At 64.4% G+C, this 26323-nt stretch carries 27 protein-coding genes and 1 pseudogene; 12 read left to right on the forward strand and 16 right to left on the reverse strand.

The genetic code is table 11. The annotated features are described in order from the left end of the window. Positions 1-65: 65 nt before the first annotated feature. Together DM872_RS30670 and DM872_RS00290 are read right to left on the reverse strand one after the other, a co-directional pair. Positions 66-175: pseudogene (locus DM872_RS30670) on the reverse strand (LysR family transcriptional regulator); the annotation flags it as partial. 75 nt (positions 176-250) lie between these two features. Then, positions 251-1144 (reverse strand): LysR family transcriptional regulator, encoded by an 894-nt coding sequence (locus DM872_RS00290; protein WP_179057584.1) that lies wholly within the window; start codon positions 1142-1144, stop codon positions 251-253. An 86-nt stretch (positions 1145-1230) separates the two neighbouring features. On the opposite strand from DM872_RS00290, the gene DM872_RS00295 reads away from it, so the two are divergent. Both DM872_RS00295 and DM872_RS00300 read left to right on the forward strand, forming a co-directional pair. Next, on the forward strand, positions 1231-2013 hold the full coding sequence (locus tag DM872_RS00295) for an NAD(P)H-dependent oxidoreductase (protein ID WP_179057585.1): 783 nt from the start codon (positions 1231-1233) through the stop codon (positions 2011-2013). Positions 2014-2134: 121 nt separating this feature from the next. Beyond that, positions 2135-3457: a hypothetical protein gene (locus DM872_RS00300; RefSeq protein ID WP_179057586.1), complete on the forward strand. Its 1323-nt coding sequence runs from the start codon at positions 2135-2137 to the stop codon at positions 3455-3457. A 14-nt stretch (positions 3458-3471) separates the two neighbouring features. On the opposite strand, the gene DM872_RS00305 is transcribed toward DM872_RS00300, so the two are convergent. Both DM872_RS00305 and DM872_RS00310 read right to left on the reverse strand, forming a co-directional pair. Further along, complete coding sequence (locus tag DM872_RS00305; RefSeq protein ID WP_179057587.1) at positions 3472-4323, reverse strand: CAP domain-containing protein; 852 nt, start codon at positions 4321-4323, stop codon at positions 3472-3474. Positions 4324-4629: 306 nt separating this feature from the next. Next, entirely contained in the window at positions 4630-6390 is a 1761-nt protein-coding gene (locus DM872_RS00310; protein WP_179057588.1) for a sensor domain-containing diguanylate cyclase, read from the reverse strand. A 194-nt stretch (positions 6391-6584) separates the two neighbouring features. Between DM872_RS00310 and DM872_RS00315 the strand changes: the two genes are divergently transcribed. Next, positions 6585-7289, forward strand: a complete 705-nt coding sequence (locus DM872_RS00315; protein ID WP_179057589.1) for a YebC/PmpR family DNA-binding transcriptional regulator — start codon at positions 6585-6587, stop codon at positions 7287-7289. Beyond that, positions 7267-7518 (forward strand): hypothetical protein, encoded by a 252-nt coding sequence (locus DM872_RS00320; protein ID WP_179057590.1) that lies wholly within the window; start codon positions 7267-7269, stop codon positions 7516-7518. Before DM872_RS00315 ends, DM872_RS00320 begins: the two co-directional genes overlap by 23 nt. A 139-nt stretch (positions 7519-7657) precedes the next feature. On the opposite strand, the gene DM872_RS00325 is transcribed toward DM872_RS00320, so the two are convergent. Further along, a complete protein-coding gene (locus tag DM872_RS00325; protein ID WP_179057591.1) occupies positions 7658-8557 on the reverse strand; it encodes a DMT family transporter in 900 nt (299 codons plus the stop codon). A gap of 131 nt (positions 8558-8688) precedes the next feature. Here DM872_RS00325 and DM872_RS00330 point away from each other — a divergent pair, with 131 nt between their 5' ends. Then, positions 8689-9126 carry an Lrp/AsnC family transcriptional regulator gene (locus DM872_RS00330; protein WP_077526422.1) on the forward strand — a complete coding sequence of 146 codons (438 nt, stop codon included), beginning with the start codon at positions 8689-8691 and terminating at the stop codon, positions 9124-9126. A 123-nt stretch (positions 9127-9249) separates the two neighbouring features. Beyond that, positions 9250-11094 carry an ABCB family ABC transporter ATP-binding protein/permease gene (locus DM872_RS00335; RefSeq protein WP_179057592.1) on the forward strand — a complete coding sequence of 615 codons (1845 nt, stop codon included), beginning with the start codon at positions 9250-9252 and terminating at the stop codon, positions 11092-11094. A gap of 206 nt (positions 11095-11300) precedes the next feature. Here DM872_RS00335 and DM872_RS00340 read toward each other — a convergent pair whose 3' ends face one another. Further along, positions 11301-11624, reverse strand: coding sequence for a carboxymuconolactone decarboxylase family protein (locus tag DM872_RS00340; protein WP_077526420.1), 324 nt, complete (start codon positions 11622-11624; stop codon positions 11301-11303). A 134-nt stretch (positions 11625-11758) separates the two neighbouring features. On the opposite strand from DM872_RS00340, the gene DM872_RS00345 reads away from it, so the two are divergent. Next, entirely contained in the window at positions 11759-12523 is a 765-nt protein-coding gene (locus DM872_RS00345) for an alpha/beta hydrolase (protein ID WP_179057593.1), read from the forward strand. A gap of 139 nt (positions 12524-12662) precedes the next feature. Here DM872_RS00345 and DM872_RS00350 read toward each other — a convergent pair whose 3' ends face one another. Further along, on the reverse strand, positions 12663-12977 hold the full coding sequence (locus tag DM872_RS00350) for a putative quinol monooxygenase (RefSeq protein WP_179057594.1): 315 nt from the start codon (positions 12975-12977) through the stop codon (positions 12663-12665). A 159-nt stretch (positions 12978-13136) separates the two neighbouring features. Here DM872_RS00350 and DM872_RS00355 point away from each other — a divergent pair, with 159 nt between their 5' ends. After that, the gene (locus DM872_RS00355) at positions 13137-13727 is read left to right on the forward strand and encodes an NAD(P)H-dependent oxidoreductase (RefSeq protein WP_179057595.1); all 591 of its coding nucleotides are present in this window, start codon (positions 13137-13139) and stop codon (positions 13725-13727) included. A 134-nt stretch (positions 13728-13861) separates the two neighbouring features. Here DM872_RS00355 and DM872_RS00360 read toward each other — a convergent pair whose 3' ends face one another. The 3 genes from DM872_RS00360 to DM872_RS00370 all read right to left on the reverse strand — a co-directional run bounded on the left by DM872_RS00360 (position 13862) and on the right by DM872_RS00370 (position 17079). Next, positions 13862-14704 carry an FHA domain-containing protein gene (locus tag DM872_RS00360; protein WP_179057596.1) on the reverse strand — a complete coding sequence of 281 codons (843 nt, stop codon included), beginning with the start codon at positions 14702-14704 and terminating at the stop codon, positions 13862-13864. 75 nt (positions 14705-14779) lie between these two features. Next, positions 14780-16309: a serine/threonine-protein kinase gene (locus tag DM872_RS00365; protein WP_179057597.1), complete on the reverse strand. Its 1530-nt coding sequence runs from the start codon at positions 16307-16309 to the stop codon at positions 14780-14782. A 2-nt stretch (positions 16310-16311) separates the two neighbouring features. Continuing rightward, on the reverse strand, positions 16312-17079 hold the full coding sequence (locus DM872_RS00370) for a PP2C family protein-serine/threonine phosphatase (protein ID WP_179057598.1): 768 nt from the start codon (positions 17077-17079) through the stop codon (positions 16312-16314). 253 nt (positions 17080-17332) lie between these two features. On the opposite strand from DM872_RS00370, the gene DM872_RS30365 reads away from it, so the two are divergent. Then, positions 17333-17464, forward strand: coding sequence for a hypothetical protein (locus DM872_RS30365; RefSeq protein ID WP_256873258.1), 132 nt, complete (start codon positions 17333-17335; stop codon positions 17462-17464). A gap of 56 nt (positions 17465-17520) precedes the next feature. On the opposite strand, the gene DM872_RS00375 is transcribed toward DM872_RS30365, so the two are convergent. After that, positions 17521-18393, reverse strand: coding sequence for a universal stress protein (locus DM872_RS00375; RefSeq protein WP_179057599.1), 873 nt, complete (start codon positions 18391-18393; stop codon positions 17521-17523). Positions 18394-18780: 387 nt separating this feature from the next. Beyond that, on the reverse strand, positions 18781-19569 hold the full coding sequence (locus DM872_RS00380; protein WP_179057600.1) for an IclR family transcriptional regulator: 789 nt from the start codon (positions 19567-19569) through the stop codon (positions 18781-18783). Between the two features lie 102 nt (positions 19570-19671). On the opposite strand from DM872_RS00380, the gene hmgA reads away from it, so the two are divergent. Together hmgA and fahA are read left to right on the forward strand one after the other, a co-directional pair. Further along, positions 19672-20967, forward strand: coding sequence for a homogentisate 1,2-dioxygenase (hmgA, locus tag DM872_RS00385; protein WP_179057601.1), 1296 nt, complete (start codon positions 19672-19674; stop codon positions 20965-20967). Between the two features lies 1 nt (position 20968). Continuing rightward, positions 20969-22273, forward strand: a complete 1305-nt coding sequence (gene fahA / locus DM872_RS00390; RefSeq protein WP_179057602.1) for a fumarylacetoacetase — start codon at positions 20969-20971, stop codon at positions 22271-22273. A 56-nt stretch (positions 22274-22329) separates the two neighbouring features. Here the strand turns inward: fahA and DM872_RS00395 are convergent, their stop codons facing one another. Next, the gene (locus DM872_RS00395) at positions 22330-22809 is read right to left on the reverse strand and encodes a hypothetical protein (protein WP_256873259.1); all 480 of its coding nucleotides are present in this window, start codon (positions 22807-22809) and stop codon (positions 22330-22332) included. A gap of 233 nt (positions 22810-23042) precedes the next feature. Here DM872_RS00395 and DM872_RS00400 point away from each other — a divergent pair, with 233 nt between their 5' ends. Further along, a complete protein-coding gene (locus DM872_RS00400) occupies positions 23043-23459 on the forward strand; it encodes an anti-virulence regulator CigR family protein (RefSeq protein ID WP_179057603.1) in 417 nt (138 codons plus the stop codon). 195 nt (positions 23460-23654) lie between these two features. On the opposite strand, the gene DM872_RS00405 is transcribed toward DM872_RS00400, so the two are convergent. The 3 genes from DM872_RS00405 to DM872_RS00415 form a co-directional block, all read right to left on the reverse strand. Continuing rightward, on the reverse strand, positions 23655-24308 hold the full coding sequence (locus tag DM872_RS00405) for a methionine ABC transporter permease (RefSeq protein WP_179057604.1): 654 nt from the start codon (positions 24306-24308) through the stop codon (positions 23655-23657). After that, entirely contained in the window at positions 24292-25371 is a 1080-nt protein-coding gene (locus tag DM872_RS00410; RefSeq protein ID WP_179057605.1) for a methionine ABC transporter ATP-binding protein, read from the reverse strand. The genes DM872_RS00405 and DM872_RS00410 overlap by 17 nt, the downstream gene beginning before the upstream one ends. 151 nt (positions 25372-25522) lie before the next feature. Further along, entirely contained in the window at positions 25523-26320 is a 798-nt protein-coding gene (locus tag DM872_RS00415; protein ID WP_179057606.1) for a MetQ/NlpA family ABC transporter substrate-binding protein, read from the reverse strand. Positions 26321-26323: the final 3 nt, after the last annotated feature.

Raw genomic sequence — 26323 nt, forward strand, 5'->3', positions numbered from 1 at the left:
AGGAGCGAGCTTGCTCGCGAAAGGTCGGCTCGAAAGGTTCGCGAGCAAGCTCGCTCCTACAAACCTCACACCGCCTGAACGATCTGCTCCCGCAACCACTGGTGCGCCGGGTCGCGGTGGGAGCGTTCGTGCCAGAGCAGCCCGGTATCTCCAACGGGGCCTCCACCATGTTGAGGACTTTGTGTAGGAGCGAGCTTGCTCGCGAAAGATCGGCTCGAAAGGTTCGCGAGCAAGCTCGCTCCTACAAACCTCACACCGCCTGAATAATCTGCTCGCGCAACCACTGGTGCGCCGGATCGCGGTGGGAGCGTTCATGCCAGAGCATGGCCATCTCGTAGCCCGGTATCTCCAGCGGAGCCTCCACCACTTGCAGGGAGGCGCTGCCGCGTACCAGTCGCTCAGGCAACATGGCCACCAGGTCGGTGCTCTCCAGCACCGATCGGAGGAAGAGGAAATGCGGCACGGACAGCACCACCCGCCGCTCCAGCCCGTGCTCCGCCAAGGTCTCGTCGGTGATGCCATGGAAGCCGCCGCCATCGGGCGAGACGATCACCTGTTCCAGCGCGCAGAACTGCTTCAAGGTCGGCCGCTTCTTCAGTCCCGGATGGCCGATGCGACCCGCCAGCACGTAGCGCTCGGCAAACAGGGTGCGGCGCCGCAGGTTGTGGGGAGAGCCTTCGACAGTGTGGAAGGCCAGGTCGATTTCCCCCTGCTCCGCCTGCCGGGCGATGCGTGCTGGCGCCATCTCCACGACGGCCAGCCGCGTGCCCGGAGCCCGTGCCCGCAGTCCAGCCAGGGCCGGCAGGAGAATGGATGACTCGCCGTAGTCGGTGGCAGCGATGCGCCAGGTCTGTTGCGCCTCGGCCGGGTCGAAGGCACTGGCCGGCGCCACCGCCCGCTCAAGCGCTTCGAGTGCCTGGCGCAGGGGCTCGCGCAACTCCTCGGCGCGCGCGGTTGGGCGCATGCCGCGTGGTCCCGGCAACAGCAGCGGGTCGTCGAAGACGTCGCGCAACTTCGCCAGGTGCACACTCACCGAAGGCTGGGAGAAGTTCAGCCGCTCCGCCGCACGCGTCACGTTGTGCTCGGCCAGCAGCACGTCCAGGGTCACCAGCAGGTTGAGGTCCAGCCGCCTGAGATTATTCATTGCAATACCTGGAATATTGGATATTCATTTCCAATATACCTGGCGGAATTCCATCCTGCGCCCATCCCGCACTGGAGGTGTTCCCCATGAATGTCCTGATCGTATTCGCCCACCCCGAACCCCGCTCCCTAAACGGCGCCCTTCGGGATTTCGCCGTGCAACGCCTGGAAGCCGCCGGCCATCAGGTTCAGGTCAGCGACCTCTATGCGATGGGCTGGAAGGCCACGCTGGATGCCGATGACCACCTCGACTACCGGCCGGGCGTGCCTTTCTCTCCGTCCGGCGATTCGAAGCAAGCCTTCGCCAATGGCCGGCAGAGCGATGACATTGCCCGCGAGCAGGAAAAGCTGCGCTGGGCCGATGCGCTGATCCTGCAATTCCCGATGTGGTGGTTCACCATGCCGGCGATCCTCAAGGGCTGGGTCGAGCGCGTTTACGCCTATGGTTTCGCCTACGGCGTGGGCGAGCACTCCGACAGTCGCTGGGGCAACCGCTACGGCGAAGGCAACCTGGCCGGCAAGCGCGCCATGCTGATCGTCACCACCGGCGGCTGGGACTCCCACTACAGTTCGCGCGGCATCAACGGTCCCATTGATGATCTGCTGTTCCCCATCCAGCGCGGCATCCTGCATTACCCCGGCTTTGACGTGTTACCGCCCTTCCTGGTCTATCGCACCAGCCGCATGGACGAAGCCCGCTTCGCCGCCGTGCGCGAAGAACTTGGCCAGCGCCTGGACAGCTTCTGGCAGACGCCGCCCATCCCCTATCGCAAGCAGAACGCCGGCGACTACGAAATTCCCGCCCTCACCCTGCGCCCTGACCTCGCCCCGAGCGAAAGCGGCTTCGCAGCGCATCTCGTCCAGGACTGAAGCGCGGCAATGGGGCGCTTACTGCGCCCCGAATAGCCCCTGTCCAACCACTGGTGCTTCCGGTAAAAACACTCGAGTTGCGTGGAGCACGACCGATAAAGGACAGGAGCGAATAACAACAATGAAGACCACGATATCGCCATGGACCGGCCGCCGGTCCCATGCTGCGTCCAGCCTTGCCCTCATGGCCAGCCTGTTGGCCGGCTGTGTGCCCGTGCCGCCCCCGTCCGGCTATACGCAAGTGGTGCCGCCAGCGGACTTCAGTATCCGCTTCAACGCAGACCCGGCCGTATGGGGGGCTTACGCCTCGCTCGTGGGTCATCGCTTCACGCCCCAACAGCAGGACGTGCCCGGATACGACATTTCCTGGAGCACACCGGGCCAGGAAATCCGCGAAACGGCTCGAAGCCACGCCGGCGACGTGCTGTTCAGCCGCACCATTCGCCGCGGCGCTCGTCCGGGCCAACTGATCAGCAACCTGAACGGCGTCGAATGGGTGGGCACGCTCGAAGCCGATGGTTCCGTGCTCTTTCTCGGCATCGCACCCTACCGCATCCGCCAGTCCCCCGATGGCGCCTATGTGCACGAGATTGTCGAAGCGAGCGCTGATGGCAAGGTGACGAAAGTCCTGTTCTCCACGCCCTATCCGCAAGAGAACGCCCCTACGCAGACGATTGCCCAAACCGCTCCGCCGGCACCTGCCACGCAGCAACCCACCGCTGAGCAAGCTGCCCTGTCACCGGCCGTGACCGCCACAGGCCAATCGGCACCTTCCGCTGAGCACGTCCATTCGGCGCTGACCGCCACGACAGCCGTCGTCGAATCCGCTCCGTCGGTATCGGCCGAGCCTCAGGACAATCCTCCCTCCGCCAGCCCGGACAGCGCAGCACAAGACGCTCAGGTGGAGGCCTTGATGGCCCAGCACAAGGCCATGATCCAGGAGGCGGGAATCGAGGAGGAAGTGAACGCTCAGGCGGCCGAGATATTGGCCCAGATCGAGCGAGAGAACGCCGCCAGCCAACCCGCGCCTGCGAGCACTGAAGCCTCGGCCCCGGCAGCCAATGGCCTGCTCACCAAAACGGTCAATGGTGTGGGTTACAACGTGAGCCCCAGCCTTCCGGCGCCGATCACGGGTACCTACGAGTACGAGGGTAACGGCGAGCCGGTGGTCCGCATCCATGACGGCGATATGGCGAGTGCATTCCAACCCCACGGCGACCCGGAAATTCCGATCACCGCCTGGATAGCCAAGGCGCCCGATGGCTCGGATCTGAAAGAGGACGGCGTGAACGGCCGTTACCAGTTGATGCTGGTCATTCAGTACGGCGCCGGTGGCGGTGGCAACTATCCGGAAGGCAGTTATTCACTGCTTCCGGTCGTGGTCGCCCCCGATCTGGGCAAGGCCTTCATTCTTGGCGAGCGAGTCAAGAACAGCCTGGACTGATTCCTCCGCCGTGCTTACTGCGCCCCGAACATCGTCGTCCAGTAGATGCCCGCATCGCTCTTCGGGTCCACCGCGTAGGCGGCGCCCAATTCACGGAACTGCGGGTTCATGAGATTGGCGCAGTGGCCAGGGCTGGCCAGCCAGCCATCCACCACTTTGCTGGAGGTGTCCAGGCCGGCAGCGATGTTCTCGCCGATCAGTTGCGCGGAGTAACCGGCCAGCTCGGCACGGTCGCCGGGGGTACGGCCGTCGCGGTCCTTGTGGTCGAAGAAGTTCTGGTTCGCCATGGCGCGGGTATGCTCCAGGGCGGCGCCTGCCAAGGTGGCATTCCAGGTCAGCGGTGCTGCTGCGGGGAACGACTGGGTACCGCATTGGCGGGCCTGGTTGCGGGCGCTGTTGATCTGCGCCAGCAGTTTCTGCCCTTCCGCCTGCCAGTCGCCCAGGCCGCCAGCCAGAAGCGGCCGGGCCAGCACGATGCGCCAGTCCTGCCCCTCGCGGCTCACGCCGACATCGACGAACTGCGGGTCGAGCACCACCTGGCAGAAGCTTTCCTGCAGGGCCTTCATGGCCGCCTGAGCGTCACGCGGACCGGAGAGGTTGATGGCCTGCACGTTCACCAGCGGATAAGCCGTTCGAGAAAGCGCTTGCTGGAGGTCGCCAATACTCCCCGCCGGCAGGATCAGCCGAGGGTCGGCCTTGAGCGGGGGCAACTCCATCGACGCCTGGCCGGCACAAGGCTGCACCTGGCCGCGATAGGTGTTGATGGAATCGACCAGTTGCGTCTCCTCGCTCGCCACCGCGACGCTGGCCACCGCCAGTCCCAGTGACAGCGCGCCAAGGCGCAGAACGGATGACATGACCTCCATGGAAACCTCCCTCAAGCTGATTGCGCTCAATGATGCGCGATTCCGCCCCATCCTGTGCACTCTCCGTGGCAATTTGCGGCGCGCAGGTGAAAGAAAATCCGCCGCACGGCGCTTCACCCTGCAAGACCCTGGATAAAGTTTTGTTATCAGCTACCGCCGTCCGGTTCCCCATTTCCACTCAGTCGCGCGTCAGCGCCGGATCGTGGGCGTGGTCGCTGCCGGGAATTGTCGGGCTGGGGAGACGAACTCAGGAGGGTGGTTTTGGCGGTCAGCCAGGATCATGGCCGCCGCCTCGACCTCGCTCACTCAATGGCATTCGATGCGATTGCGACCGCCGCGCTTGGCGCGATACAGCGCCATATCACTGCGTGACAGGGTGACCTCGGCGCTGGAATCGGTGGGATGGAGGGTGGCGATACCGACGCTGACGGCCAGCGCCAGGTGCTCGTCGCCGTGGGGCAGTGGTGTGCTGCTCAGTTCCTGCTGGACACGCTGGGCGAAGATCGTGGCCTCCTCGACTGAAGCATTGCTCAGCGCCACCGCGAACTCTTCGCCGCCCATGCGCCCGGCGGCGTCGGTCCGACGCAGCTGAGCGCAGAGGATCGACGAGAAGTGCCGCAGCGCGAGGTCCCCCACGGAATGGCCCCAGCGATCGTTGATGGCCTTGAAGTGATCAAGGTCGAACATCAGGATTGCCACGCAGTAGCCGGTCGAGCGTTGCACACGTGCCAGTTCGCCCTCGAGCTGCTGCATGAAATGCCGGCGGTTGGACAGCTGGGTCAGTGAGTCGGTGGTGGCGAACACCTGCAGTTCCGCTTCGATCAGCTTGCGCTCGGTGATATCCGTGATGAAGCCGTGCCAGAGCACGCTGCCGTCCGCCAGCGGCCTGGGCCGCGCATCACCCTGTCGCCAGGACGCGCCGCAACCCGGCAACAGCACCCGGTATTCCAGATGCCAGGGTTTGAGGTCACGGGCGGAGGATTCGAGGGAGCCGAGGTACAGCGCGAGGTCGTCCGGGTGGATGATCGCGTGCAACGCGTCGGCGCTCTGCTCCAGCCGTTCCGGCGTCAGCCCGTAGATGTCACGGACCCCGGCGCTGACATAGGAAAAGTACGAGTGTCCATCCAACCGTCGCCGGTACTGGAAGACCATGCCCGGAATCTCGTTGGTGAGGTCGGTCATCAGCGCGGCGGTCTGCTGCATCTTCTCCGACAGTGCCCGCATGGCGGTGATGTCGGTGGTGGTGCCCACCATGCGCAGCGGTTTCCCGTTCTCATCGCGCTCAACTACCTTGCCGCGACTGCACACCCACTTGTAGCTGCCGTCCCGGCAACGCAGCCGGTGTTCCACTTCGTAGGCTTCGGTGCGCCGCTCGAAATGGGCCTGGATAGTCGCCTGCACGTACGCCAGGTCATCCGGGTGGACGCGGGTGTAACTCTCCTCGATGCGATTGCCGACCTCGTGGTCGGCGTACCCCAGCAGCGCTTTCCAGCCTGTGGAGTAATGGATTTCGCCCGTCACTGTGTTGCGGTCCCAGATGCCGGTTCCGCTCCCGGCAATGGCGGGGGCCAGGCGGCGCTCGCTTTCGCGCAGGCGCTCGAGTTCCCGCCGATCCGACTCCTCCCGCGCCAGCACGCCGGCCGCCAGTTCGGCGAAGTCACGCAGCCCCTGCTGCTGATCGATATCCAGATCCCGGGGCTGGTCGTGCAGCAGGTAGAGCATGCCGAATGGGGCGCCATCCTCCCCGGGCAAGGGGCAGGCGGCGAGAAAGCGCAGATCGGGCAGGGCCTTCACCAGGCCGTGATTGCGCAGGCCCTCATCTGTGCTGATATCAGATACCACGAGCAGGGCATCACCCTGGGCAGCGAAGGAAGGGAGAAGGTGGCCATCCGGCAACTGGGCTGCCAGTGTCCAGCCGTCACAGGCGCGGACCGGCTGGAGGTCACTGTCGCCAATGGTCAGGAGGGCGGCCCTGACATCGAAGTGTCGTCTGGCCATACGGACCAGGCCGTTGAATCGCTCATCTCTGGCGCCTTCCGGCGCGTTGGAACTGCTGGGCAACTGCATTCGGACTCCACTTCGCAGGGGCGATTACGCCGCCTGGCGCCTGTTGGCCTGGTGAGATGCAATCTAACCATAATGGCCAATTGGCGCCAGATTCTCCGCACGGCCTGGCGGGCTGACGAGTTGGCTGGCAGCCTCCCCCGCCGCCCCAGTAGAATCTCCACCCGTTTCCCCAATGAACCAGCGAGAGAGCCGCCATGGGCGCCCAGTGGAAAGCCAAACCGAAAGAAGCCGCCGCCAACGCCCGAGGAAAGATCTTCGGCAAACTGGTGAAAGAGATCATGATCGCCGCGCGTAACGGCGCCGATCCGGACATGAACCCCAAGCTGCGTCTCGCCGTACACCAGGCCAAGAAGGCCTCCATGCCGAAAGACACGCTGGAGCGCGCCATCAAGAAAGGCGCTGGCCTTTCCGGTGAAGTGGTCAACTACGAGCGCACCCTCTATGAAGGTTTCGCCCCGCACCGCGTGCCGGTGATCGTCGAGTGCCTGACCGACAACGTGAACCGCACCGTGGCTGAAGTGCGCGTGCTGTTCCGCAAGGGCCAGTTGGGCACCTCCGGCTCGGTTTCCTGGGACTTCGACCACCTGGGCATGATCGAGGCGGAACCGGCCAGCGCCGATGCCGATGTGGAACTGGCCGCCATCGAGGCCGGCGCCCAGGACTTCGAAGCCGACGACGAAGGCACCGCGCTGTTCTACACCGAAGCGACCGACCTGGACGCCGTGTGCAAGGCGCTGCCGGACTTCGGCTTCACCGTGCAGTCGGCCAACCTGGGTTACAAGGCGAAGAACCCGGTCAGCCTGTCCGGTGCCGAACTGGAAGAAGTGGAAGCCTTCCTCGAGGCCCTGGACAACCACGACGACGTGCAGAACGTCTATGTCGGCCTGCAAGCCAACTGATCCCGCGAGCCGCCGGCAGTTCCACGAGGAGCATGCCGGTCAGGCCCGTGACGAAGCGCTACGCCTCTTGGCGCAGCGCGAAGCCATGGGCCCGCGCTGGCTCGCCTGGGTCGCCACCGAGCTGTATCACCTCAAGCCGTCGGCCTTCGCCAACATGGTGCGCCGTGAACTGGAACGCCTGAATACGGCAGACCTCCAGTTCGGCCAGGCATCGAAAGAAGTGCATTGAGGCGCGAACTCCCCCCGGAGCTCGTGTAGGGTGGATCACGCTTCATCGATCCACCATCGGGACTGCGGCAGGGTGCAGATGGTGGAAATAAAAAGCGATTTCCACCCTACGTAACTGAGCGCCAACCTACGGATGGTGCCTACGACTGAGTTTGAACTGCCCGGCGCAGGTTGAATCCCCACCCCTGCTGCATGCCCAACGCCGCAACCAGGATCGCCGCCACGCCCGCCCACTGCAGCAGTTCGAGCTGTCGGCCGAAGGCGAACCAGTCGACGAAAATCGCCGCGATCGGGTAGATGAACGACAGCGCGCCGGTCATGGCGGTCGGCAGTTTCTGGATGGCGCCATAGAGCAGCACGTACATCACGCCGGTGTGGATCACCCCAAGGGTCAGCAGGATGGACCAGGTATCGCTGCCCTGCGGCAGGCTGGACAGGTTCGCCATGGGCGCCAGCAACAGCACCCCGGTAGTGACCTGAATCAGCGCGATCAGGTGCGGAGGCACCCCACTCAGCCGCTTGATGATCAGCGCTGCAATCGCATAAAGCAGCGCCGCGCCTAGGGCCAGGGCAATGCCCGCCAGGTAATCGCTGCCACTTTCGCCCTGCCCGCCGTGGGCGCTGACGATGGCCAACATCCCCGCGAATGACACCGCCAGCCATGCCAGCTTCTGCGCGGTGATCTTCTCGCCGAGGAACAGTGCTGCCAGCCCCACCAGCATGAACGGCTGGACGTTGTAGATCGCTGTGCCGATGGAGATGGACGCCCGCGAATAAGAGGCGAACAGCAGTACCCAGTTGCCGACGATGGCCACGCCGCTGAGTACCGCCAGAAGGAAGGTGGCACGGGTCAGGATGCCGGGACGCAGGAAGCCCATCGCCGCGCAGATGACCAGCAAGGTCAGTGCGCCGAACAGGCAGCGCCAGAACACCACATCCAGCACCGACTGCCCCGACAGCATCACCAACCAGCCAATGGTGCCGGAGATGAGCATGGCGGCGACCATTTCCAGCGAACCGCGTTGAATCGATTTGTCCATGATGTGGCTCCTCTGCATGGGGCACAGTATGCCGAGCCACATCGGGACGATTCCATGCGAAAGCGAAGGCTTGAATAACGATCTACCTTTACTATCAAGGCACTTTCGTCCGTTCACCTAACGAGGCATCCATGACCGACGACATCGACCAGTTGCTGCTTGCCGCACTGATGGAAGACTCCCGCCGCTCCCTCAAGGCCCTCGCGCAAATCAGCGGCCTCTCCTCCCCCAGCGTCGCCGAACGCCTGCGCAAGCTGGAGGAACGCGGCGTGCTCAAGGGCTACACGGTGGACGTGGACCCGAAAGCTTTCGGCTACCAGTTCCAGGCCATCGTTCGCGTCCGCCCCCTGCCCGGCCAGCTGCAGGAGGTGGAACGCCGCATCCAGGACATTCCGGAGTTCACCGAGTGCGACAAGGTGACCGGCGAAGACTGCTTCATCGCCCGGCTGTGCGTTCGCTCGATGGAGCAACTCGACACCCTGCTGGACCGGATCAACGTCTACGCCGAAACCAACACCGCCATCGTCAAGAAGACGCCGGTGAAACGCCGGCTGCCGCCAATGGCGTGAGGCGCCCGCCTGGGCTCCCCGATATCGACTGCGCCAATGAGTTGTATCGCCCAGGAAACGTCGCGATGCGTCCGCCGCTGGAGTATGGTCGCCACATCTCGATAAACAGAAGGCAGGTGGGCGATGGCAGCCCTGGATCACAACCCGGCACCGCAGGATGCGGCTGACAAACAAGACGGCGCGGCCCCCATCGCGCGAAAGGCCGACTCTCGTGGCGATGTTGCCGTGATCACGACGCTGCTTCCCTACCTGCGGCCGTACGTGGGCCGCATCGCCCTGGCCCTGGGGCTGATCGTCGCGGCCAAGCTGGCCAACCTCTACATTCCCATCGCCCTCAAGCAGATCGTCGACCAGCTCAACGTCGAACCGAGCCTGGTGGTACTGCCGGTAGCCCTGCTGGTGGCCTACGGCGCTTCGCGTATCGGCGTCACCCTGTTCACCGAACTGCGCCAGGTGGTGTTCGCCCGGGTGATGGCCCGTGCCTCGCGGCAGATCACCCTGAAGGTGTTCCAGCACCTGCATGGACTGAGCTTGAAGTTCCACCTCAGCCGTCGCACCGGCGGCGTCGCCCGCGATGTGGAGCGTGGCGGCAGCGCCATTTCCGATCTGCTGGACTGGACCCTCTACACCATCGTCCCGACCCTGCTGGAGGTGCTGCTGGTGACGGCGGTGCTGGTCTGGGCCTATGACTGGGGCTTCGCCTTCATCACCCTCGGCACCCTGGTGGCCTACGGTCTGTGGACCTTCGCCGTCACCGAATGGCGCACCCGCTTCTACCGCGCATCCGTGGAAGCGGACACCCGCGCCAACGAGCGCGCGGTGGATTCGCTGCTCAACTACGAGACGGTGAAGTACTTCAACAACGAGGCCCACGAGTCGGCGCGCTACGACGAGAACCTGCGCTTCCTGGAGAACGCACGGGTCAAGGCCACCAAGTCCCTGGCGCTGCTCAACCTGGGCCAGACCGCCATCGTCGCCATCGGCGTCACCGCCATGATGTGGCGCGCTGCCGCCGGGGTGGTCGCGGGCGAACTCACCATCGGCGACCTGGTGCTGGTGAACACCTACCTGCTGCAGCTTTCCGCCCCCCTGTTCATGCTCGGCATGATGTACCGCGAGGTGAAGCAGGCGCTGACCAACATGGAACGGCTGTTCGGCCTGCTGGACGAACGCCAGGACGTGCGGGATGCAGCGGATGCCGTTCCCTTGCAGACCACCCAACCTCGCGTGCGCTTCGAGAACGTGCATTTCGGCTACGACCCACGCCGGGAAATCCTCCACGGCGTGGACTTCGAGATTCCGCCGGGCGGGACGGTAGCAGTGGTCGGCCATTCCGGCTCGGGCAAGTCCACCCTCGCCCGCCTGCTCTATCGCTTCTACGACATCGACTCCGGGCACATCCGCATCGATGGCAAGGACCTGCGCGAGCTGACCCAAGGCTCGGTACGCAGCGCCATCGGCATCGTTCCGCAGGACACCGTGCTGTTCAACGACAGCATCTACTACAACATCAGCTACGGCCGCCCCGGTGCCAGCCGCGAGGAGGTGGAAGCCGCCGCCCGCGCCGCGCACATCCACGACTTCATCCTGCGCCTGCCCGACGGCTACGAGACTCCGGTGGGCGAGCGCGGCCTCAAGCTGTCCGGCGGCGAAAAGCAGCGCGTGGCCATCGCCCGCGCCCTGCTGAAGAACCCGGCCATCCTGATCTTCGACGAAGCCACCTCGGCGCTGGACTCCAAATCGGAAAAGGCCATTCAGACTGCCCTGGACCGCATCCAGGTCGGCCGCACCACGCTGGTCATCGCCCACCGCCTATCGACCGTGATGGATGCCGACCAGATCCTCGTCATCGATGCCGGCCGCGTGCTCGAGAAAGGCACACACCGCGAGCTGCTGGAAGCCGGCGGCACCTATGCGCAGATGTGGATGCTGCAGCAGCAGGAGCCGGAGGTATCACCCTCAACTTGACAGGGTGACCTGTGGGGGCGATTTCAATCGCGAATTTCGGCAGGTCTTCGACCTGCTTCTTTCCCCCGTTAACGGGACAGGCACCCACCTTCGCATCTGGCGCATGATCTCTCCGCCTAGCTCATGGCCCGTGTAGGAGCGAGCTTGCTCGCGAAAGAGCAACGCAGAAGTTTCGCGAGCAAGCTCGCTCCTACATGAAACGCGCCCTACTCCTCACTCTCCAGCACATCGCCCGCCCAGCTCAGGGCGGCGACAACCGTGGGAAAGCCGATGGTGCTGGTCAGCGCGAGCAACGCATGGTGGATATGCGCAGGACTGGCTCCGGCCTCCAGCGCCCGCCGCGTATGGCTGTGGACAGCCCCTTCGGAATGGCTCGCCGCCGCCGCGGCGAGCTGGATCAATTGCAGGCTGAGTTCATCCAGAGGGCCGGCCTGGCGTACCACAGCGCCGAGGGTCTCCACCGCCTGGAAATACGCCGGGTGCTGCTTCTTCAGGTGCTTGTAGGTTTCAAGAGCGTGTTTGCGTTCCATGGGGACACCTCGCGTGGGCATGCCCTTTCAGCTTAGGCAAGCTTGCCTCGACTAAGGTGAATGAACCGCTCCCCGGCAAAGAGGGCACCCGCCGTGTTCGAGAGCCGCCTCGCCAACCGCTGCCCGACCTCAGCATGACCCGCAGCCTGATCGGCGTCGCCGTGCTGGCGCTGGCGCTCTACCTGGGAGCGGGCGCACTGCTTTTCGCATTCCAGCGCTCGTTGCTCTATTTTCCGCAGCCCCGCGCCATCGGCGGCCCTGACCGGCTCCTGATGTTGCCGGTGACGGACCAGCAGATCGCCGTCACGGTACGACCGCTGGCCAGTTCCAAGGCGCTCATCTACTTCGGCGGCAATGCAGAGGATGTGTCCCGCAGCCTGCCGGACTTCGCCAAGGCCTTTCCCGATCATGCGCTCTACCTGCTGCATTACCGGGGGTTCGGCGACAGCACCGGCCAACCCACCGAAACCGCCATCCTCGACGATGCCCTGGAGCTGTTCGACAAGGTCAGCGCCCTGCACAGCGAAGTGGCCGTGGTCGGCCGCAGCCTGGGCAGCGGCGTGGCCATTCACCTCGCCAGCCAGCGCCAGGTTGCGCGGTTGGTGCTGGTCACGCCCTACAACAGCATCCTCGAACTGGCCCAGCGGCAGTTCCCCATGTTCCCGGTGCGCTGGATGCTTCAAGACAAGTACGAGTCCTGGCGCTACGCCCCGGTCATTTCCGTGCCCACCCTGCTGATCGTCGCGGAGCATGACGAGGTGATCCCACGCTGGAGCAGCGAGAAGCTCTTCGCCCAGTTCCGCTCGGGCGTGGCGCGGCGGGAGGTGATCCCCGGGACCGGCCACAACGACATTGGCGGCCGCCCGGAGTACCTGAATTTGCTTCGAAGCGGAATCTAGGATCTGCACGAAAAGTGCCTGCGCTCGGTGATGCTGCGTTGAAATCGCCCTCAGAATGCTCATTTACAACACGTAAACTGCGCTTCTTCGGCCGATTTCGCCTTGCCTGACCTTCGCTCGACGACTTTTCGTACAAATCCTACGCTCTGGCGGACGAGGGGCTGAGCATGTGGATTTCGCGGACATCGAAGTCCCGCAGCAGGTAATCCATGCGGCTCTCGTGGAAGCGACGCATGTGCGGCAGCGCGCAATGGCTCTCGAAAGCGGCGCGGCTCTGCCAGACCTCATAGAAGATGAACAGGCTCGGGTCCTGGGCGTCGCGCAGCATGTGGTACTCGACGCAGCCCTCCTCGGCCCGGCTGGGTTCGACATAGCCGCGGAACAGCGCTTCGAACTCGTTGGTTTTCTCGGGACGGGTGTGGGCATGCAGGATGAAGCCGTAGGGCTGGGTCATGGAATTGCCTCGCAGCTGAAGTGAGTTTTATCAACCCTATCGCAAAGCAAGCTCATCAATTCATGACTTTCCAGCAAGTATCAATTGCGCCCCGACCGGTGTTTCCGCGAGGGCGCGACCGGTAGTCTGCCGCCACATCGACTTACGGAGGCTACTGCCATGAAAAAGGTCCTTCTGCTCAACGGCGGCAAGAAATTCGCCCACTCGGACGGCCGCTACAACGCCACCCTGCACGATGCCGCGCTGGCCTTCTTCGACCGCGCAGGCTTCGACATCAAGGAAACCCAGATCGACGCCGGCTACGACATTGCCGAAGAGGTGCAGAAAATTCTCTGGGCCGACGTGGTGATCTACCAGATGCCCGGCTGGTGGATGGGCGCGCCCTGGACCGTGAAGCGCTATCTGGACGAGGTCTTCACCGAAGGTCACGGCAGCCTCTACGCCAACGACGGCCGCACCCGCTCGGATGCCTCGCAAAAATACGGTAGCGGCGGCCTGATCCACGGCAAGCAGTACATGCTGTCGCTGACCTGGAACGCGCCGCAGCAGGCCTTCGACGACCCCACCGACTTCTTCGAGGCCAAGGGTGTGGATGCCGTGTATTTCCCCTTCCACAAGGCCAACCAGTTCCTCGGCATGAGCGCCCTGCCCACCTTCCTCTGCGTGGACGTGATGAAGCAGCCGAACATCGAGGCGGATGTGAAGCGCTATGAAGCGCACCTGGCCGAGGTGTTCGGCATTACCGCCTGATCCGCGCAGACATCCGTAGGTTGGGTAGAGGAACGAAACCCAACGTTTCGTAGCCGATGCCGGAAACGTTGGCCTCGCTGCGCTCGGACCAACCTACGAGGCTGCTACGCAGCCCTTGGCGAATGAATTCGCCCCTACAGCAGGGTTTTGCCGGCGAAGGCGGCTGCTACGGTCACGACCAATAGCAACGCGCCGATCAGGACCTTGTTCGGCGATTGTCGCGCGGCTTCCGTGGGCGCGACCTGTTGCTGTGCCGCTGCGCGAAGCGGATTGGCCACAGGCTGGCGCGTCGCCGGGCGAGGCACCGCGGCCTTGGGAATCTGCGCGACGGGCATGAACAGCGTGGCGTCCTCGTCCACCGCCTGGGGTGCCGCCACTTTGGGACCGATCACCAGCAGGGTTACCGAACCCATGCGAATCTGGTCACCCGGTTGCAACACGGCGGTGCTGACCTTCTGCTGGTTGACGAAAACGCCGTTGGCGGAGGCCAGGTCCTTGACCTCCAGCACATCGTCCTTGAGGAAGAACTCGCAGTGCCGGCGCGACAGCTCCTGGTCGCTGAAGCACAGCTCGCATTTCACCGAGCGCCCGAAGGTCAGCGAGCCGGTGACGTGGTACTTCTGCCCTTCGTGTTCGCCCTTGATCACCTGCAGGAACCAGCGCGCCGAGGCTTGTGCCTTGGGGCGAGCCTTGGCCGGGTCCACCAGCAGGAGTTCGAGCTGGCCAATGCGCACGACGTCATCGGAGCGCAGCTGGAAGCGTGCACCGATGCGCTCGCCATTGACGAAGGTGCCGCCGGGTGTACCGCAATCGCTCAGGTAATACTGGCCATGATCCTGGCGGATTTCCGCGTGGAACAGGCTGATCTCCGGTTCCGCCAGGACCAGGCTGTTGCGGCTGTCCTGGCCGATGGTGAAGCGCTCGTCCACCAGCCAGATGGGCGCCTGGCGGTTATCCGCGAAGTGAATCCGTAGCATTTGGGGTCCTTGGAGGCAGGGCACACGGCAATGATAGCTATGTGCCTGCAACCCTGACCTTGCTGGAGTTGGCAGTTAATTGAAGAGACGGTTCCAGAACTTCTTGATGGGATTGCTCTCTTCCTGCTGCCGTGTCTGCTGTTGCGGTCGAGTCTGACGGGTCGCCGCCACCCGCGCGGCCTTGGCCTTGCTTACGCGCTGTTCGTGGACCGCGCGAAGTTCGAGCAGGGTCGGGTTCGATGGCGAAACTTGCAGGCCGGCATCGATGAATTCCAGCGCGAGGGAAAATTCGCGGCGGCCATAAGCCTCCTCGCTGTGCTCGACGAAGCGCTGCGCCACCTTCTCCAGTCCGGCCAGCGCCTGTTCGTTGCCCGGTTCCAGGATCAGCGCCTGCTGGTAGTGGAACACCGCACTGTCCTGCTCCGGCTGGATCAACTGGTCCTCGGCGAGGCGCTGTTCAGCCAGGGCCAGGATGCGCGCGACCCGCGCAGCAAGCACACGCTGCAAGCCATCACCGGCCTTGGCATTGTCATTGTCCAGGCGCAGCACTTCATGGAAATAGAAGTCGGCATTGTCGGCTGACGGCTCCATCAGCTTGCCTTCGGCCAGGCGCTGTTCCCCCAGTTCCAGCAGGTCGGCGATCTTCATGCGCAGCACCACGTAGTAGCCGCCGCCGCTGGAGACTGCCAGTAGCATCAGGCCGGCCAGGCCCCAGAGCAGACCACGGTAGCTACGGCCCGCCGCTGAGCGTTTCGCAGGCGCGTCAAGCTTCACGGCGGGTGCGATGCGAGTGAAATCGAGGTCGAGATCGCACAGCTCCGTCAGACTTTCCAGCAGCACGCGGCAATCGGCGAAGCGCTCTTCCGGCTCCTTGGCGAGCATGCGATCGATCAGGTGCTGGTAGTCGGACAAACCGCGGCGCAGCAAGGGCGGGTCCATCTGCACATGGTTGAGCACGGTATCGGCGTAGCTGGCACCGCGATAAGGGTTCTCCCCGGTCAGCAGCTCCAGCAGGATCACGCCAAGGCTGTAGATATCGCTGCGGGCATCCAGCGGCTGGCACTGGGCCTGCTCCGGGCTGCTGTAGGCAGGGCTGCCGACGGCGACGTTGAACTGGGTCAGCTCCGTGTCCAGGTCGAGGTCCTTGGCGATGCCGAAATCAGTGAGCACCGCCGTGCCATCATCGCGGAAGAGAATGTTGGCCGGTTTGATGTCGCGGTGTATCAGGCCCTTGTCGTGGACCACGGCCAGGGCGCTGGCGATCTGCCGGACAATGCGCAAGGCCTCCAGCGGCTCCAGGACGTGGCCCTTGTGGCGGCCGAGGTCGCCACCGGGAAGAAACTCCATGGCGAGATAAGGCCGTCCGTCGGGCAAACGGTCGATCGCGTGGATGGTGACGATGGACGGATGGTGCAGGGAGGCCAGCGTGCGCGCCTCCCTGACGAAGCGGTCGACCAGCGTTTCGTCGTCCAGCCGGTCCAGCACCTTCACCGCGACCTTGCGATTGAGGGACTCCTGGGTGGCGAGGTAGACCTCGGCCATCCCGCCTTTGCCCAGGCGTCCGTGCACGAGATAGCCGGGAATTTCGAGAAGGTTGTCGTTCATGTTCAGGGTCTTCGGGATTTGAGCAGCCGGCTCAGGAACGAATTGGACCTGCTTGCCGGCAAAGAGGTTTCCGGCTGCATCAGGCCGATCACGATGCAGGAGATGTTGTCCCGACCGCCGGCATCACAAGCCTGTTCCAGTAATTGTGCGACCAGGTCGTCGAGGGTTTCCGCGCCAGCGCACTGGGCCTGGATCTGTTCGTCGTCCAGCTCGCCACTCAGGCCGTCGCTGCAGAGCAGCAGCAATTCGCCCGGTGCCAGCCTGCCATGCACGCGCCCGACTTCAAGGTCCTGATGGACCTGGCCGAGGCACTGGGTCACGACATTGCGCCGCGGATGCTTGCGAGCCTGCTGCGGTGTCAGCTCGCCAGCATCTATCAGGGCTTGTACCAGACTGTGGTCATGGCTGAGGCGCACGATGCCAGCGGCGCTCACCTGATAGGCGCGGCTGTCGCCGGCCCAGACCAGGTCGAATGCGGGTCCGTCCAACTTCACCGCGACCAGGGTGGTGCCCATGCCGGAGCCGCCTGCCGCCGCGACGACGGCCGCGTGGGCGAGCTGCACAGCAGCCTCGAGGTCCTGCCCGGCGGCGGTCGCGTCCCGCAGCGTGGAAACCGCCACCGCGCTGGCCACTTCGCCGCGCTGGTGGCCGCCCATGCCGTCCGCCACGGCCCAGAGCCCCAGCTGCGGGGCGCAGAGCAGTGCGTCTTCGTTGTGTTCACGCACGCAGCCGGTGATGGACTGCGCGGCGTATCCCAGTCGTTCGGGCATTGGGCTCTCGGTTGCCGGCCAGCATTGGTCCCGCATGATGCGGCGACGGCCGATCGATGTCACCGCCCGGTGGATGAAGTGTTAAGCAGTCGAGCATATTTGCCCGGCCATGCAATGGCACGCCAGGCGGCTATGCTGACTTCATCGGTTCCGTAAACCAACAGGCACGTGCAGCCCAGGAGGTGGTAATGGCCATTGAGCGCTTCAAGGCAGGGATGCGCTGATCCATTCACCCCCTAGCGGAGTAACCATCATGAGCAAAGGTCTCGATGCAAAACGCGCGGCGAAGAAAAAGCCGCAGAAGACCCTCCTGGAAAAACGCACGGCCAAGCGCAGCAAGAAAGCCGGTGGTGGCCTGCTCGGCGCCCATGCACCGAATCCTTGAGTCTTCCAACGCAATGAAGACGCCCTCCTGATGGAGGGCGTCGTCTTTTCGGGGCGTCAGGCAGCGCGATGACCGTCGGGCGCTGCTTCCTCCTGTGATGCGGCCTCTGGCTTGATCACCAGCAAATCGCCTTCCAGCCGATCCAGCACGGCCTCCGCCGTATTGCCCACCAACGCGCCCGCCAGACCCTGACGGGCAACGGTACCCAATACGGTCAGCCCCGCCTCGAGCTGGTGGGCGATCTGCGGAATCAAGGCTCTGGCCGGTCCTTCACCCAGGTGCAGGCGATGCTCCGGCAGTTCGTATTCCTCCATGAACCAGCGGCACTGCTCATGGCAATGACGGGCGACGATCTGGTCGAGCGTCTGCTCCGGATCGGCCTGGGGCAGCCGACCTGGCGAATAGGCACTCACCACATGCAAGGTCGCGCCAAAGAGGCCGCCGAGGAAATTGGCGTGCTCCATGACATTGCCCTGCAAGGTGATGTGCGCCGCGTCCTGGTGTTCGACATCCATGGCGGCGAGAACGGTGCCGCCTTCCCAGACGCGGCCACCCCGGATCAGCAGCAGCGGCGTCGGAACCTGGCGCAACAGGTGCCAGTCGTCGGGGGTCATCAGCAGTTGGCTCAGGCGCCCAGCGGCACGGTGCTGCTTGATCACCAGGTCGCAGGACTGGGCGCGGCAGGCCTCCAGGATGGCATTGCTCGCGCGGTCGAAATCCACCCGCGCCACCGCCCCCCGCGCGTGCACACCCGAACGCAGGAGTCCGACCAGGTACTGGTCGAGCACGCCGGAGGAGCTATCGCTGGGATCACACAGCAGAACGTTGAGGGTAGCGCCGAGCTTCTGGGCGATCTGCAATCCCCGTTCGAGGGCTTCGGACTCGGAGTCCAGCGGGATGACGACCAGGATCTTCTTGACCGAACGCATGGCAACCGTCCTCCGGTTGATGAAGCCCCAGTGCCCGCCGATCGCTATTGCCGGGGTGTGGGACGAGCGTGCGGCAGCGGGCGCTGCCGTCGTCGCCAAGGAGTATGACCGCCCTCCCTCACCCGGCAAGGCAGGTCATCGCAGCGCAAAGTCCGATTGGTTCCTGATCAAGTCCGGGAAGGAATAAGCCTTTCAGGTGGCAAACTTAAAGGCTATGTCTGCGTTAGTTGCCAGAGATGGGCCATCGGTCCAGGAGCCTTGTAGGAGCTAGCTTGCTAGCGAAACGGGGCCATTCGCTGGCAAGCCAGCTCCTACGGGCAATGCAGCTACTTGCAACACTTAATGCAGACATAGCCAACTTAAATGCCCGAAGAAACAAAGATCGCTTTACTCCGGCTGCTGACCACCCATCCGCCGGCTGATGGCCTCGGCAGCCTGGTGCAGACGCCCGGCGGCTGAGCTGTCGGTGTCGGCGCGGAACACGCTGGCGGCACCGACTACGGTGATCACACCTGCAAGCTTGTTGCCGGTGGCGAACAGGGGCGCCGACAGGGCGTTCACTCCCGGCATCAGCAGGCCGTGTACCGGGTGCATCCCGGTGGCGCGGATTTGCATCATCTGATCCTGCAGTTCGGCAGTGGCGGGCGCATCCGGCAGGGCCATTTCCTCATCGCGCAGGAAGGCGGTTTCACCCTCCGGCAGGTAGGTGTTGAACACCATGCCGGTGGACGAACCGAGCAACGGCAGCACCGAGCCCACCTGGGTGACCAGCGTCACCGCACGCAGCGCCTGCTCGACATGCACGACGGTCGGCCCCTTGTTGCCCCATACGGCGAGGAAGCAGGTCTCATTGAGTGCATCGCGCAATTCCACCAAGTGCGGCATGGAGACCTTCACCACGTCCAGCCGTCCGATGGCAGCCAGCCCTACCAGCAGCGCTTCGCGGCCGAGGCCATAGTGGTTGGTGGTGGCATCCTGCTCGGCGAAACCGCTGGCGATCAGCGCCTGCAGGTAACGGTGCACCTTGCTCGCCGGCATCCCAACGTGCTCGGCCAGTTTCGACAGCGAGGTGGCCGGTGCCAGCTCCGCCAGCCCCTTGAGGATGTCGGTCCCCACTTCCGCGGCCTGCACCTTCTGCCGGCGTGGTGCGCCTGCGCTGTCGTTGTCGTTCGTCATGTCCTGGCCTTGGTCGGTGTGGAGGGCGCTGTTATAGCTTGACCCCTTTTGCCTTTCAAATTACGTTATGCGTAATCAAATTACAAAAACCGCGAGGTCGCCATGGTCTCCCCCACGCAGCTCACTTACCAATCCGGTTTCGATAACGAGTTCAGCAGCGAAGCGCTGCCGGGGGCCCTGCCCGTTGGCCAGAACTCGCCGCAGAAAGTGCCCTATGGCCTCTATGCCGAACTGCTTTCCGGCACCGCCTTCACCGTTCCGCGCAGCGAAGCCCGGCGCACCTGGATGTACCGCATCAAGCCTTCGGCCAACCACCCGCAGTACCAGCGCCTGGAGCGCCAGATCGCCGGCAACCGCCTGGGGCCGGTGACGCCCAATCGCCTGCGCTGGAACCCGCAGGACATCCCCGCCGTGGCCACCGACTTCATCGACGGCCTGCTGACCATCGCCGCCACCAGCGATGCCGAACAGGCTTCGGGCGTCAGCGTGCACCTGTTCCGCGCCAACACCTCGATGCAGCGGGTGTTCTTCAATGCCGACGGCGAGTGGCTGATCGTTCCCGAGCACGGCCGCCTGCGCATCGCCACCGAGCTGGGCTTACTGGAAGTGGAGCCGCTGGAAATCGCGGTGATCCCCCGTGGCATGAAATTCCGCGTGGAACTGCTGGACGCCACCGCTCGTGGCTACATCTGCGAGAACCACGGCGCCGCGCTGCGCCTGCCGGACCTCGGCCCCATCGGCAGCAATGGCCTGGCCAACCCGCGCGACTTCCTCGCCCCGGTGGCGCACTACGAAGACATGGACACGCCGGTCACCCTGGTGCAGAAATTCCTCGGTGAACTCTGGTCCACCGAGCTCGACCACTCGCCGCTGGACGTGGTCGCCTGGCACGGCAACAACGTGCCCTACAAGTACGACCTGCGCCGCTTCAACACCATTGGCACCGTGAGCTACGACCACCCGGACCCGTCGATCTTCACCGTGCTCACCTCGCCCGGCGAAACCCATGGGCAGGCCAACGTCGACTTCGTGATCTTCCCGCCGCGCTGGATGGTGGCCGAGAAGACCTTCCGTCCGCCGTGGTTCCACCGCAACCTGATGAACGAATTCATGGGCCTGATCCAGGGCGCCTACGACGCCAAGGCCGAGGGCTTCTCCCCCGGCGGCGCCTCCCTGCACAACTGCATGAGCGCCCACGGCCCGGACAACGCCACCACCACCGGTGCCATCGCCGCCGATCTGAAACCGCACAAGATCGACAACACCATGGCCTTCATGTTCGAGACCAGCCGCGTGCTGCGCCCCAGCCAGTACGCGCTGGAATGCCCGCAGCTGCAGAGCGACTACGATGCATGCTGGGCCGGCATGGCCAAGACCTTCGATAAGGGCAGGATTTGATATGACCCAAGCAGACAACCGCCGTAGCTGGATCGCCTCCGCCAACGGCCACCCGGACTTCCCCCTGCAGAACCTGCCACTTGGCATCTTCAGCCCGGCCGGCGCCTCGCCGCGCGGTGGCGTTGCCATCGGCGACGCGATCTTCGACCTCAAGGTCGCCGCCGATGCCGGCCTGTTCAGCGGCGAAGCGGCCGAAGCCGCGCAGTCCGCCTGCGGCGACAGCCTCAACGCCTTCTTCGCCCTCGGTGAGTCTGCCCGCCGCGCCCTGCGCACCCAGTTGCAAGACCTGCTGGCCGAAGGCAGCAGCGCCCAGGAGCGCCTGGAAGCCATGGGCCAGGCCCTGATGCCGTCCGCCGCTACCTGCCAGCTGCACCTGCCGGCCAAGGTGGGCGACTACACCGACTTCTATGTGGGCATCCACCACGCCAACAACGTCGGCCGCCTGTTCCGTCCGGACAACCCGCTGCTGCCCAACTACAAGTACGTGCCCATCGGCTACCACGGCCGCGCGTCCACCGTCTGCGTGTCCGGCACCCCGGTGCGCCGTCCCATCGGCCAGACCATGCCGCCGGGCCAGGAAGTGCCGAACTTCGGCCCAAGCAAGCGCCTGGACTACGAACTGGAACTGGGCATCTGGATCGGCCAGGGCAACGAGATGGGCGACTCCATCGCGATTGCCGACGCCCAGCAGCACATCGCCGGCTATTGCCTGCTCAACGACTGGTCCGCCCGCGACGTGCAGGCCTGGGAATACCAGCCGCTCGGCCCCTTCCTGGCGAAGAACTTCGGCACCACGGTTTCCCCCTGGGTGGTCACGGCTGAAGCCCTGGAACCCTTCCGCGCCGCCCAGCCGGCACGCCCGGAAGGCGATCCGCAGCCTCTGCCCTACCTGCTGGACGAAGCGGACCAGGCCAAAGGCGCCTTCGACATCCAGCTGGAAGTGCTGATCCTCACCGCGACCATGCGCGAGCAGGGCCTGGCACCCCACCGCCTGGCGCTGAGCAACACCCAGAACATGTACTGGACCGTGGCGCAGATGGTCGCCCACCACAGCGTCGGCGGGTGCAAGCTGCAAGCCGGCGACCTGTTCGGCTCCGGCACCCTCTCCGGCCCGGAGCCCGAGGCCTTCGGCAGCCTGCTGGAGAGCACCTTCGGCGGTAAGCAGGCGATCAGCCTGCCGAGCGGCGAGCAGCGCACCTTCCTGGAAGATGGGGATGAAGTGATTCTGCGTGCGCGTTGCCAGCGGGAGGGATACCCCGCCATCGGCTTCGGCGAATGTCGCGGAGTGCTGCTGGCGGCACGCTGAGATGAAGAAGGGGCAACCGATTGGTTGCCCCTTTCATTTCTAGCGATTGCTCTTGTCTAGCGATGGCTCTTGCCGTCGTTCTTGCTGGAAGACGCCTCAGCCCGATCGCGGCCGTGGGCGTTGTGATCGCCCGGCGTAGTCTCGGACACGGCACGTGCGTTGGCCAGGCCGCGGCTGTCCTTGTCCCGGGCCACCGCGGATGTGGCATAGCCATGGCCATTGTCATCGTTGCGCAGACTGCCGTAGCGGTTGCCCTTGTCCTCGCCATTGCGGGTGGCCTTGCCCGTGTGGTCGGCACTCTTGCCGTAGCCGTTACCCTTGCCGTCGTGGCTGCCGGCATGACCACCGCCAACGCCGCCACCAAAACCGCCGCCATGGCCACCACCGTGTCCACCGCCATTGCCGCCCCCATTGCCGCCGCCATTGCCACGGGCATAGGCGGAGTCGATCAGGGATGCGCCGCCGGGCAGCACGATACCCACCGCAAGGACCATCGCACAGGTCGCCGCGGCCAACAGGGTTTTCTTATTGATCAATTTGGAGCCTCCACGGGCTTTCTTTCACGGTATGCCGTGAGACTTCGAACGTGCGCGCCGGTTCAACGCCAGACGACAAGTGGAGCCGCCCATGGGGCAAAGGGTTTCTGCGCTTTGAACCGGTTCATGTTTCGGCAGCTCGCAGAAGCGGATTTTCTGCAATAGTTGCGGCACTCACCCCTGCTTTCGCAGTCCATCGTCACAGGGAAATGTCCTTCATGGAGGCCACGGAAATGACCAGAACCCGCACACTCATCGCCACGCTGACCAGCCTTGCGCTGATCACCGGCTCACCTGCCTTGCTCGCGGACCCCGGCAAAAGCAAGGGGCACGACAAGGGCCACTCGAGCTCTTCGCAAGGCAGCAATTGGTCCGGCGGCCCACAGGTGGATATCGGTGGCATCCGCATCATCCTCGATGACAACCGTGAGTACTGGGGCCCGACCCAAGCGCTGCCCCCGGGCATCCAGAAGAACCTGGCACGTGGCAAGCCGCTCCCGCCGGGCATAGCCAAGAAGCTCGACGGCCGCCTGGTCAACCGCCTGCCCCACTACGACGGCTACGACTGGGTCCGCGCTGGCGCCGACCTGATCCTGGTCGCGGTAGCTACCGGGATCATCTACGAAGTACTGCAGGACGTGATGGATTGAGAATCCACCCCTCTCCCGCAATGGGAGAGGGGAAATCCTGCCCAATCTGTGGGAGCGAATTCATTCGCGAATGCCCCCTCGTAGGTTGGTCCGAGCAGAGCGAGGCCCAACGAAGCATCGCTCGACCCCGCCCCGTTGGGCTTCGTTCCTCTGCCCAACCTACAAAAGCGCGTTGGGTTTCCGGATGGGCGTGGCCTACGCCCGCTTGTTCAACAATCGCGCCAGACGATCCCCGCCGAACTGGATCAGGGTCACCAGCACCACCAGCAGGATGATCACAGTCAGCATGATCTGCGTATCGAAGCGCTGGTAACCGTAGCGGTAGGCCAGATCGCCCAGCCCGCCGGCCCCAATGGCGCCGGCCATGGCAGACGAGTTGATCATGGTCACCAGGGTGATGGTGAAGCCGCCGACGATGCCCGGCCGCGCTTCCGGCAACAGCACGTTCCAGATGATGTGGCGCCGCTGACAGCCCATGGCCTGGGCCGCCTCCACCAGGCCGAAATCCACCTCCCGCAGGCTGACTTCGGCAATGCGCGCGAAAAACGGCGTGGCGGCGATCGTCAGCGGCACCACCGCCGCCCACACGCCATAGCTGGTGCCCACGATCAAGCGAGTGAAGGGAATCAGCGCCACCATCAGGATCAGGAACGGGATCGAACGCAGCACGTTCACCACGCTGCCCAGCGTTCGGTTCAGCGTGCGGGCTTCGAAGATGCCGCCGGGGCCGGTGGTCACCAGCACCAAGGCCAGGGGAATCCCCACCAGGAACACGATCAGCGAAGAAGCGCCGATCATCAGCAAGGTGTCGAGAATGCCCTGCAGCAGCCGGTCAAGCATGGGCGACATAGCCGAGCACCTCCGCCTTGTCCGCCAGCGGCCGCGCCCGCTCCAGCACCTCCAGCCCGCCCTGTCCCGCCAGCATCGCGCTGAGCAGCAGATGCCCCTGGGCGCGTCCCTGGATGCGGTCGATGCCGCCATGCACCAGGCTCACCCGCGTGCCGAGGGCCTGGGCGATGGCCAGCAGGTCCGGCTCGCGGCCGCTGGCGCCGGTGAAGTGCAGGTCCAGCAACAGTTCGTTGGCGCCTTCGGCCGGCTGGCTGACCAGCCGTGCCAGCAGGTCGTCCGGCAGGTCGTGGCGCAGGGTACCCAGCAGGGTCCGGGTGACCTCGTGCTGCGGATCGCCGAACACACGCCAGACCTCTCCGTACTCCACCACCTGGCCACGCTCCAGCACTACCACGCGGTCGCAGATTTCGCGGATTACCGCCATCTCGTGGGTGATCAACACGATGGTCAGCCCCAGGCGCTTGTTGATATCGCGTAGCAGGGCAAGGATGGCCTGGGTGCTTTCCGGGTCCAGCGCCGAGGTGGCTTCGTCGCAGAGCAGGATTTCCGGCTGATGCACGAGCGCACGGGCAATGCCAACGCGCTGCTTCTGCCCCCCCGAGAGCTGCGCCGGGTAGGCATCGCGCTTGTCCGCCAACCCCACCAATTGCAGCAGCTCGCTGACCTTGCGCTCGATATCGGCCTTGGGGACACCGGCGACTTTCAGCGGCAGCGCGACGTTCTGCCAGACAGTCTTGGCCGACATCAGGTTGAAGTGCTGGAAGATCATGCCGACGCGGCGGCGCAGGAGCACAAGCTGCTTCTCGTCGAACTGGCCGATGTCTTCTTCGTCGATCACCACCTGGCCGCTGGTGGGCTTTTCCAGGCGATTGAGGGTGCGGATCAGCGACGACTTGCCCGCGCCGCTGCGGCCGATGATGCCGAACACTTCACCCCGACGGACTTCCAGGTCGATGCCTTGCAGCGCCTGCACCGGCCCCTTGCTGCCCTGATAGGCCTTGCCCAGTGCCTGCAGGCGAATATGCGGCAGGTCCAGGCTGATGTTGCGGTTGAAACTGACCATGTAGGGCCTCTCTGTTCCGTATAGATGGGGAGCCGTATTGCTCTTCTGTGGGGGCGAATTCATTCGCGATGGGCTGTGCAGCAGCCCCCGGGCGAACCTGCGGTTCGCTTAGCGATTGAAATCGCCCCCACAAAGGGCGGGCTCCGCCCGCTTATTCCCAGCCCGGCTGATAGAGCTTGCCGTGAGCCTTATCCAGCGCGGCGCGCACCTGCGGCGAGTGCTGGTAGATGTCCACGAACTCGCCCAGGCGGCCGTCGTCCTGGTAATCGGCGCGGGTGACGAACTGGATGATGTATTCCTTGTTCTCGATGCCGTCGAACAGCAGGGCGCTGTTGGCATCGAGGGTGCCGGCTAGGCGGATGTAATGCGGGTAGCCCTGGGCCAGGTCGACGTCATCCAGGGCGCGCACCAGTTGCACGGCCTCCAGCTCGATGATGTCGATCTTTTTCGGGTTCTCGACGATGTCGTCCAGGGTCGCCTTGTAACCGACGCCATCCTTGAGCTTGAGCAGTCCGGCCTTCTGCAGCAGTTGCAGACCGCGACCACCGTTGATGGGGTCGTTGGCGATGGCCACTTTGGCGCCTTCCGGCAAGTCGGCGATCGCCTTGTACTTCTTCGAGTAGAGGCCGACGTTGTTGATCACGCCGGGCGCGAAGGGCTTGAGGGCAAAGCCCCCTTCCTTCTTGGCGTTCTCCAGGAAAGGCGTGTGCTGGAAATAGTTCACGTCGATGTCGCCTGCAGCCAGGGTGATATTCGGCGAGTTCCAGTCGGTGAATTCCACCAGTTCCACTTTCAGGCCTTTCTTCGCAGCCTCTTCCACCGCCACTTCAAGCGGCGGGGCGAAGGCAGCGGTGGTGCCGACCTTGAGGACCTTGGAATCGGCGGCATGGGCGATACCGGAGGCCAGGAGCAGGCCGAGGGTGAGGGATTTGAGGAGGTGTTTGGGCATGTC

The organism is Pseudomonas taiwanensis (assembly GCF_013393345.1).
In the GTDB taxonomy this organism is placed as follows: domain Bacteria; phylum Pseudomonadota; class Gammaproteobacteria; order Pseudomonadales; family Pseudomonadaceae; genus Metapseudomonas; species Metapseudomonas resinovorans_C.

Bases quoted from the DNA above. Each gene is read 5' to 3' on its own strand.
- DM872_RS00290 (WP_179057584.1), bottom strand. From the start codon at position 1,144: ATGAATAATCTCAGGCGGCTGGACCTCAACCTGCTGGTGACCCTGGAC.
- DM872_RS00295 (WP_179057585.1), top strand. From the start codon at position 1,231: ATGAATGTCCTGATCGTATTCGCCCACCCCGAACCCCGCTCCCTAAAC.
- DM872_RS00300 (WP_179057586.1), top strand. From the start codon at position 2,135: ATGAAGACCACGATATCGCCATGGACCGGCCGCCGGTCCCATGCTGCG.
- DM872_RS00305 (WP_179057587.1), bottom strand. From the start codon at position 4,323: ATGGAGGTCATGTCATCCGTTCTGCGCCTTGGCGCGCTGTCACTGGGA.
- DM872_RS00310 (WP_179057588.1), bottom strand. From the start codon at position 6,390: ATGCAGTTGCCCAGCAGTTCCAACGCGCCGGAAGGCGCCAGAGATGAG.
- DM872_RS00315 (WP_179057589.1), top strand. From the start codon at position 6,585: ATGGGCGCCCAGTGGAAAGCCAAACCGAAAGAAGCCGCCGCCAACGCC.
- DM872_RS00320 (WP_179057590.1), top strand. From the start codon at position 7,267: ATGTCGGCCTGCAAGCCAACTGATCCCGCGAGCCGCCGGCAGTTCCAC.
- DM872_RS00325 (WP_179057591.1), bottom strand. From the start codon at position 8,557: ATGGACAAATCGATTCAACGCGGTTCGCTGGAAATGGTCGCCGCCATG.
- DM872_RS00330 (WP_077526422.1), top strand. From the start codon at position 8,689: ATGACCGACGACATCGACCAGTTGCTGCTTGCCGCACTGATGGAAGAC.
- DM872_RS00335 (WP_179057592.1), top strand. From the start codon at position 9,250: ATGGCAGCCCTGGATCACAACCCGGCACCGCAGGATGCGGCTGACAAA.
- DM872_RS00340 (WP_077526420.1), bottom strand. From the start codon at position 11,624: ATGGAACGCAAACACGCTCTTGAAACCTACAAGCACCTGAAGAAGCAG.
- DM872_RS00345 (WP_179057593.1), top strand. From the start codon at position 11,759: ATGACCCGCAGCCTGATCGGCGTCGCCGTGCTGGCGCTGGCGCTCTAC.
- DM872_RS00350 (WP_179057594.1), bottom strand. From the start codon at position 12,977: ATGACCCAGCCCTACGGCTTCATCCTGCATGCCCACACCCGTCCCGAG.
- DM872_RS00355 (WP_179057595.1), top strand. From the start codon at position 13,137: ATGAAAAAGGTCCTTCTGCTCAACGGCGGCAAGAAATTCGCCCACTCG.
- DM872_RS00360 (WP_179057596.1), bottom strand. From the start codon at position 14,704: ATGCTACGGATTCACTTCGCGGATAACCGCCAGGCGCCCATCTGGCTG.
- DM872_RS00365 (WP_179057597.1), bottom strand. From the start codon at position 16,309: ATGAACGACAACCTTCTCGAAATTCCCGGCTATCTCGTGCACGGACGC.
- DM872_RS00370 (WP_179057598.1), bottom strand. From the start codon at position 17,079: ATGCCCGAACGACTGGGATACGCCGCGCAGTCCATCACCGGCTGCGTG.
- DM872_RS30365 (WP_256873258.1), top strand. From the start codon at position 17,333: ATGAGCAAAGGTCTCGATGCAAAACGCGCGGCGAAGAAAAAGCCGCAG.
- DM872_RS00375 (WP_179057599.1), bottom strand. From the start codon at position 18,393: ATGCGTTCGGTCAAGAAGATCCTGGTCGTCATCCCGCTGGACTCCGAG.
- DM872_RS00380 (WP_179057600.1), bottom strand. From the start codon at position 19,569: ATGACGAACGACAACGACAGCGCAGGCGCACCACGCCGGCAGAAGGTG.
- hmgA (WP_179057601.1), top strand. From the start codon at position 19,672: ATGGTCTCCCCCACGCAGCTCACTTACCAATCCGGTTTCGATAACGAG.
- fahA (WP_179057602.1), top strand. From the start codon at position 20,969: ATGACCCAAGCAGACAACCGCCGTAGCTGGATCGCCTCCGCCAACGGC.
- DM872_RS00400 (WP_179057603.1), top strand. From the start codon at position 23,043: ATGACCAGAACCCGCACACTCATCGCCACGCTGACCAGCCTTGCGCTG.
- DM872_RS00405 (WP_179057604.1), bottom strand. From the start codon at position 24,308: ATGTCGCCCATGCTTGACCGGCTGCTGCAGGGCATTCTCGACACCTTG.
- DM872_RS00410 (WP_179057605.1), bottom strand. From the start codon at position 25,371: ATGGTCAGTTTCAACCGCAACATCAGCCTGGACCTGCCGCATATTCGC.
- DM872_RS00415 (WP_179057606.1), bottom strand. From the start codon at position 26,320: ATGCCCAAACACCTCCTCAAATCCCTCACCCTCGGCCTGCTCCTGGCC.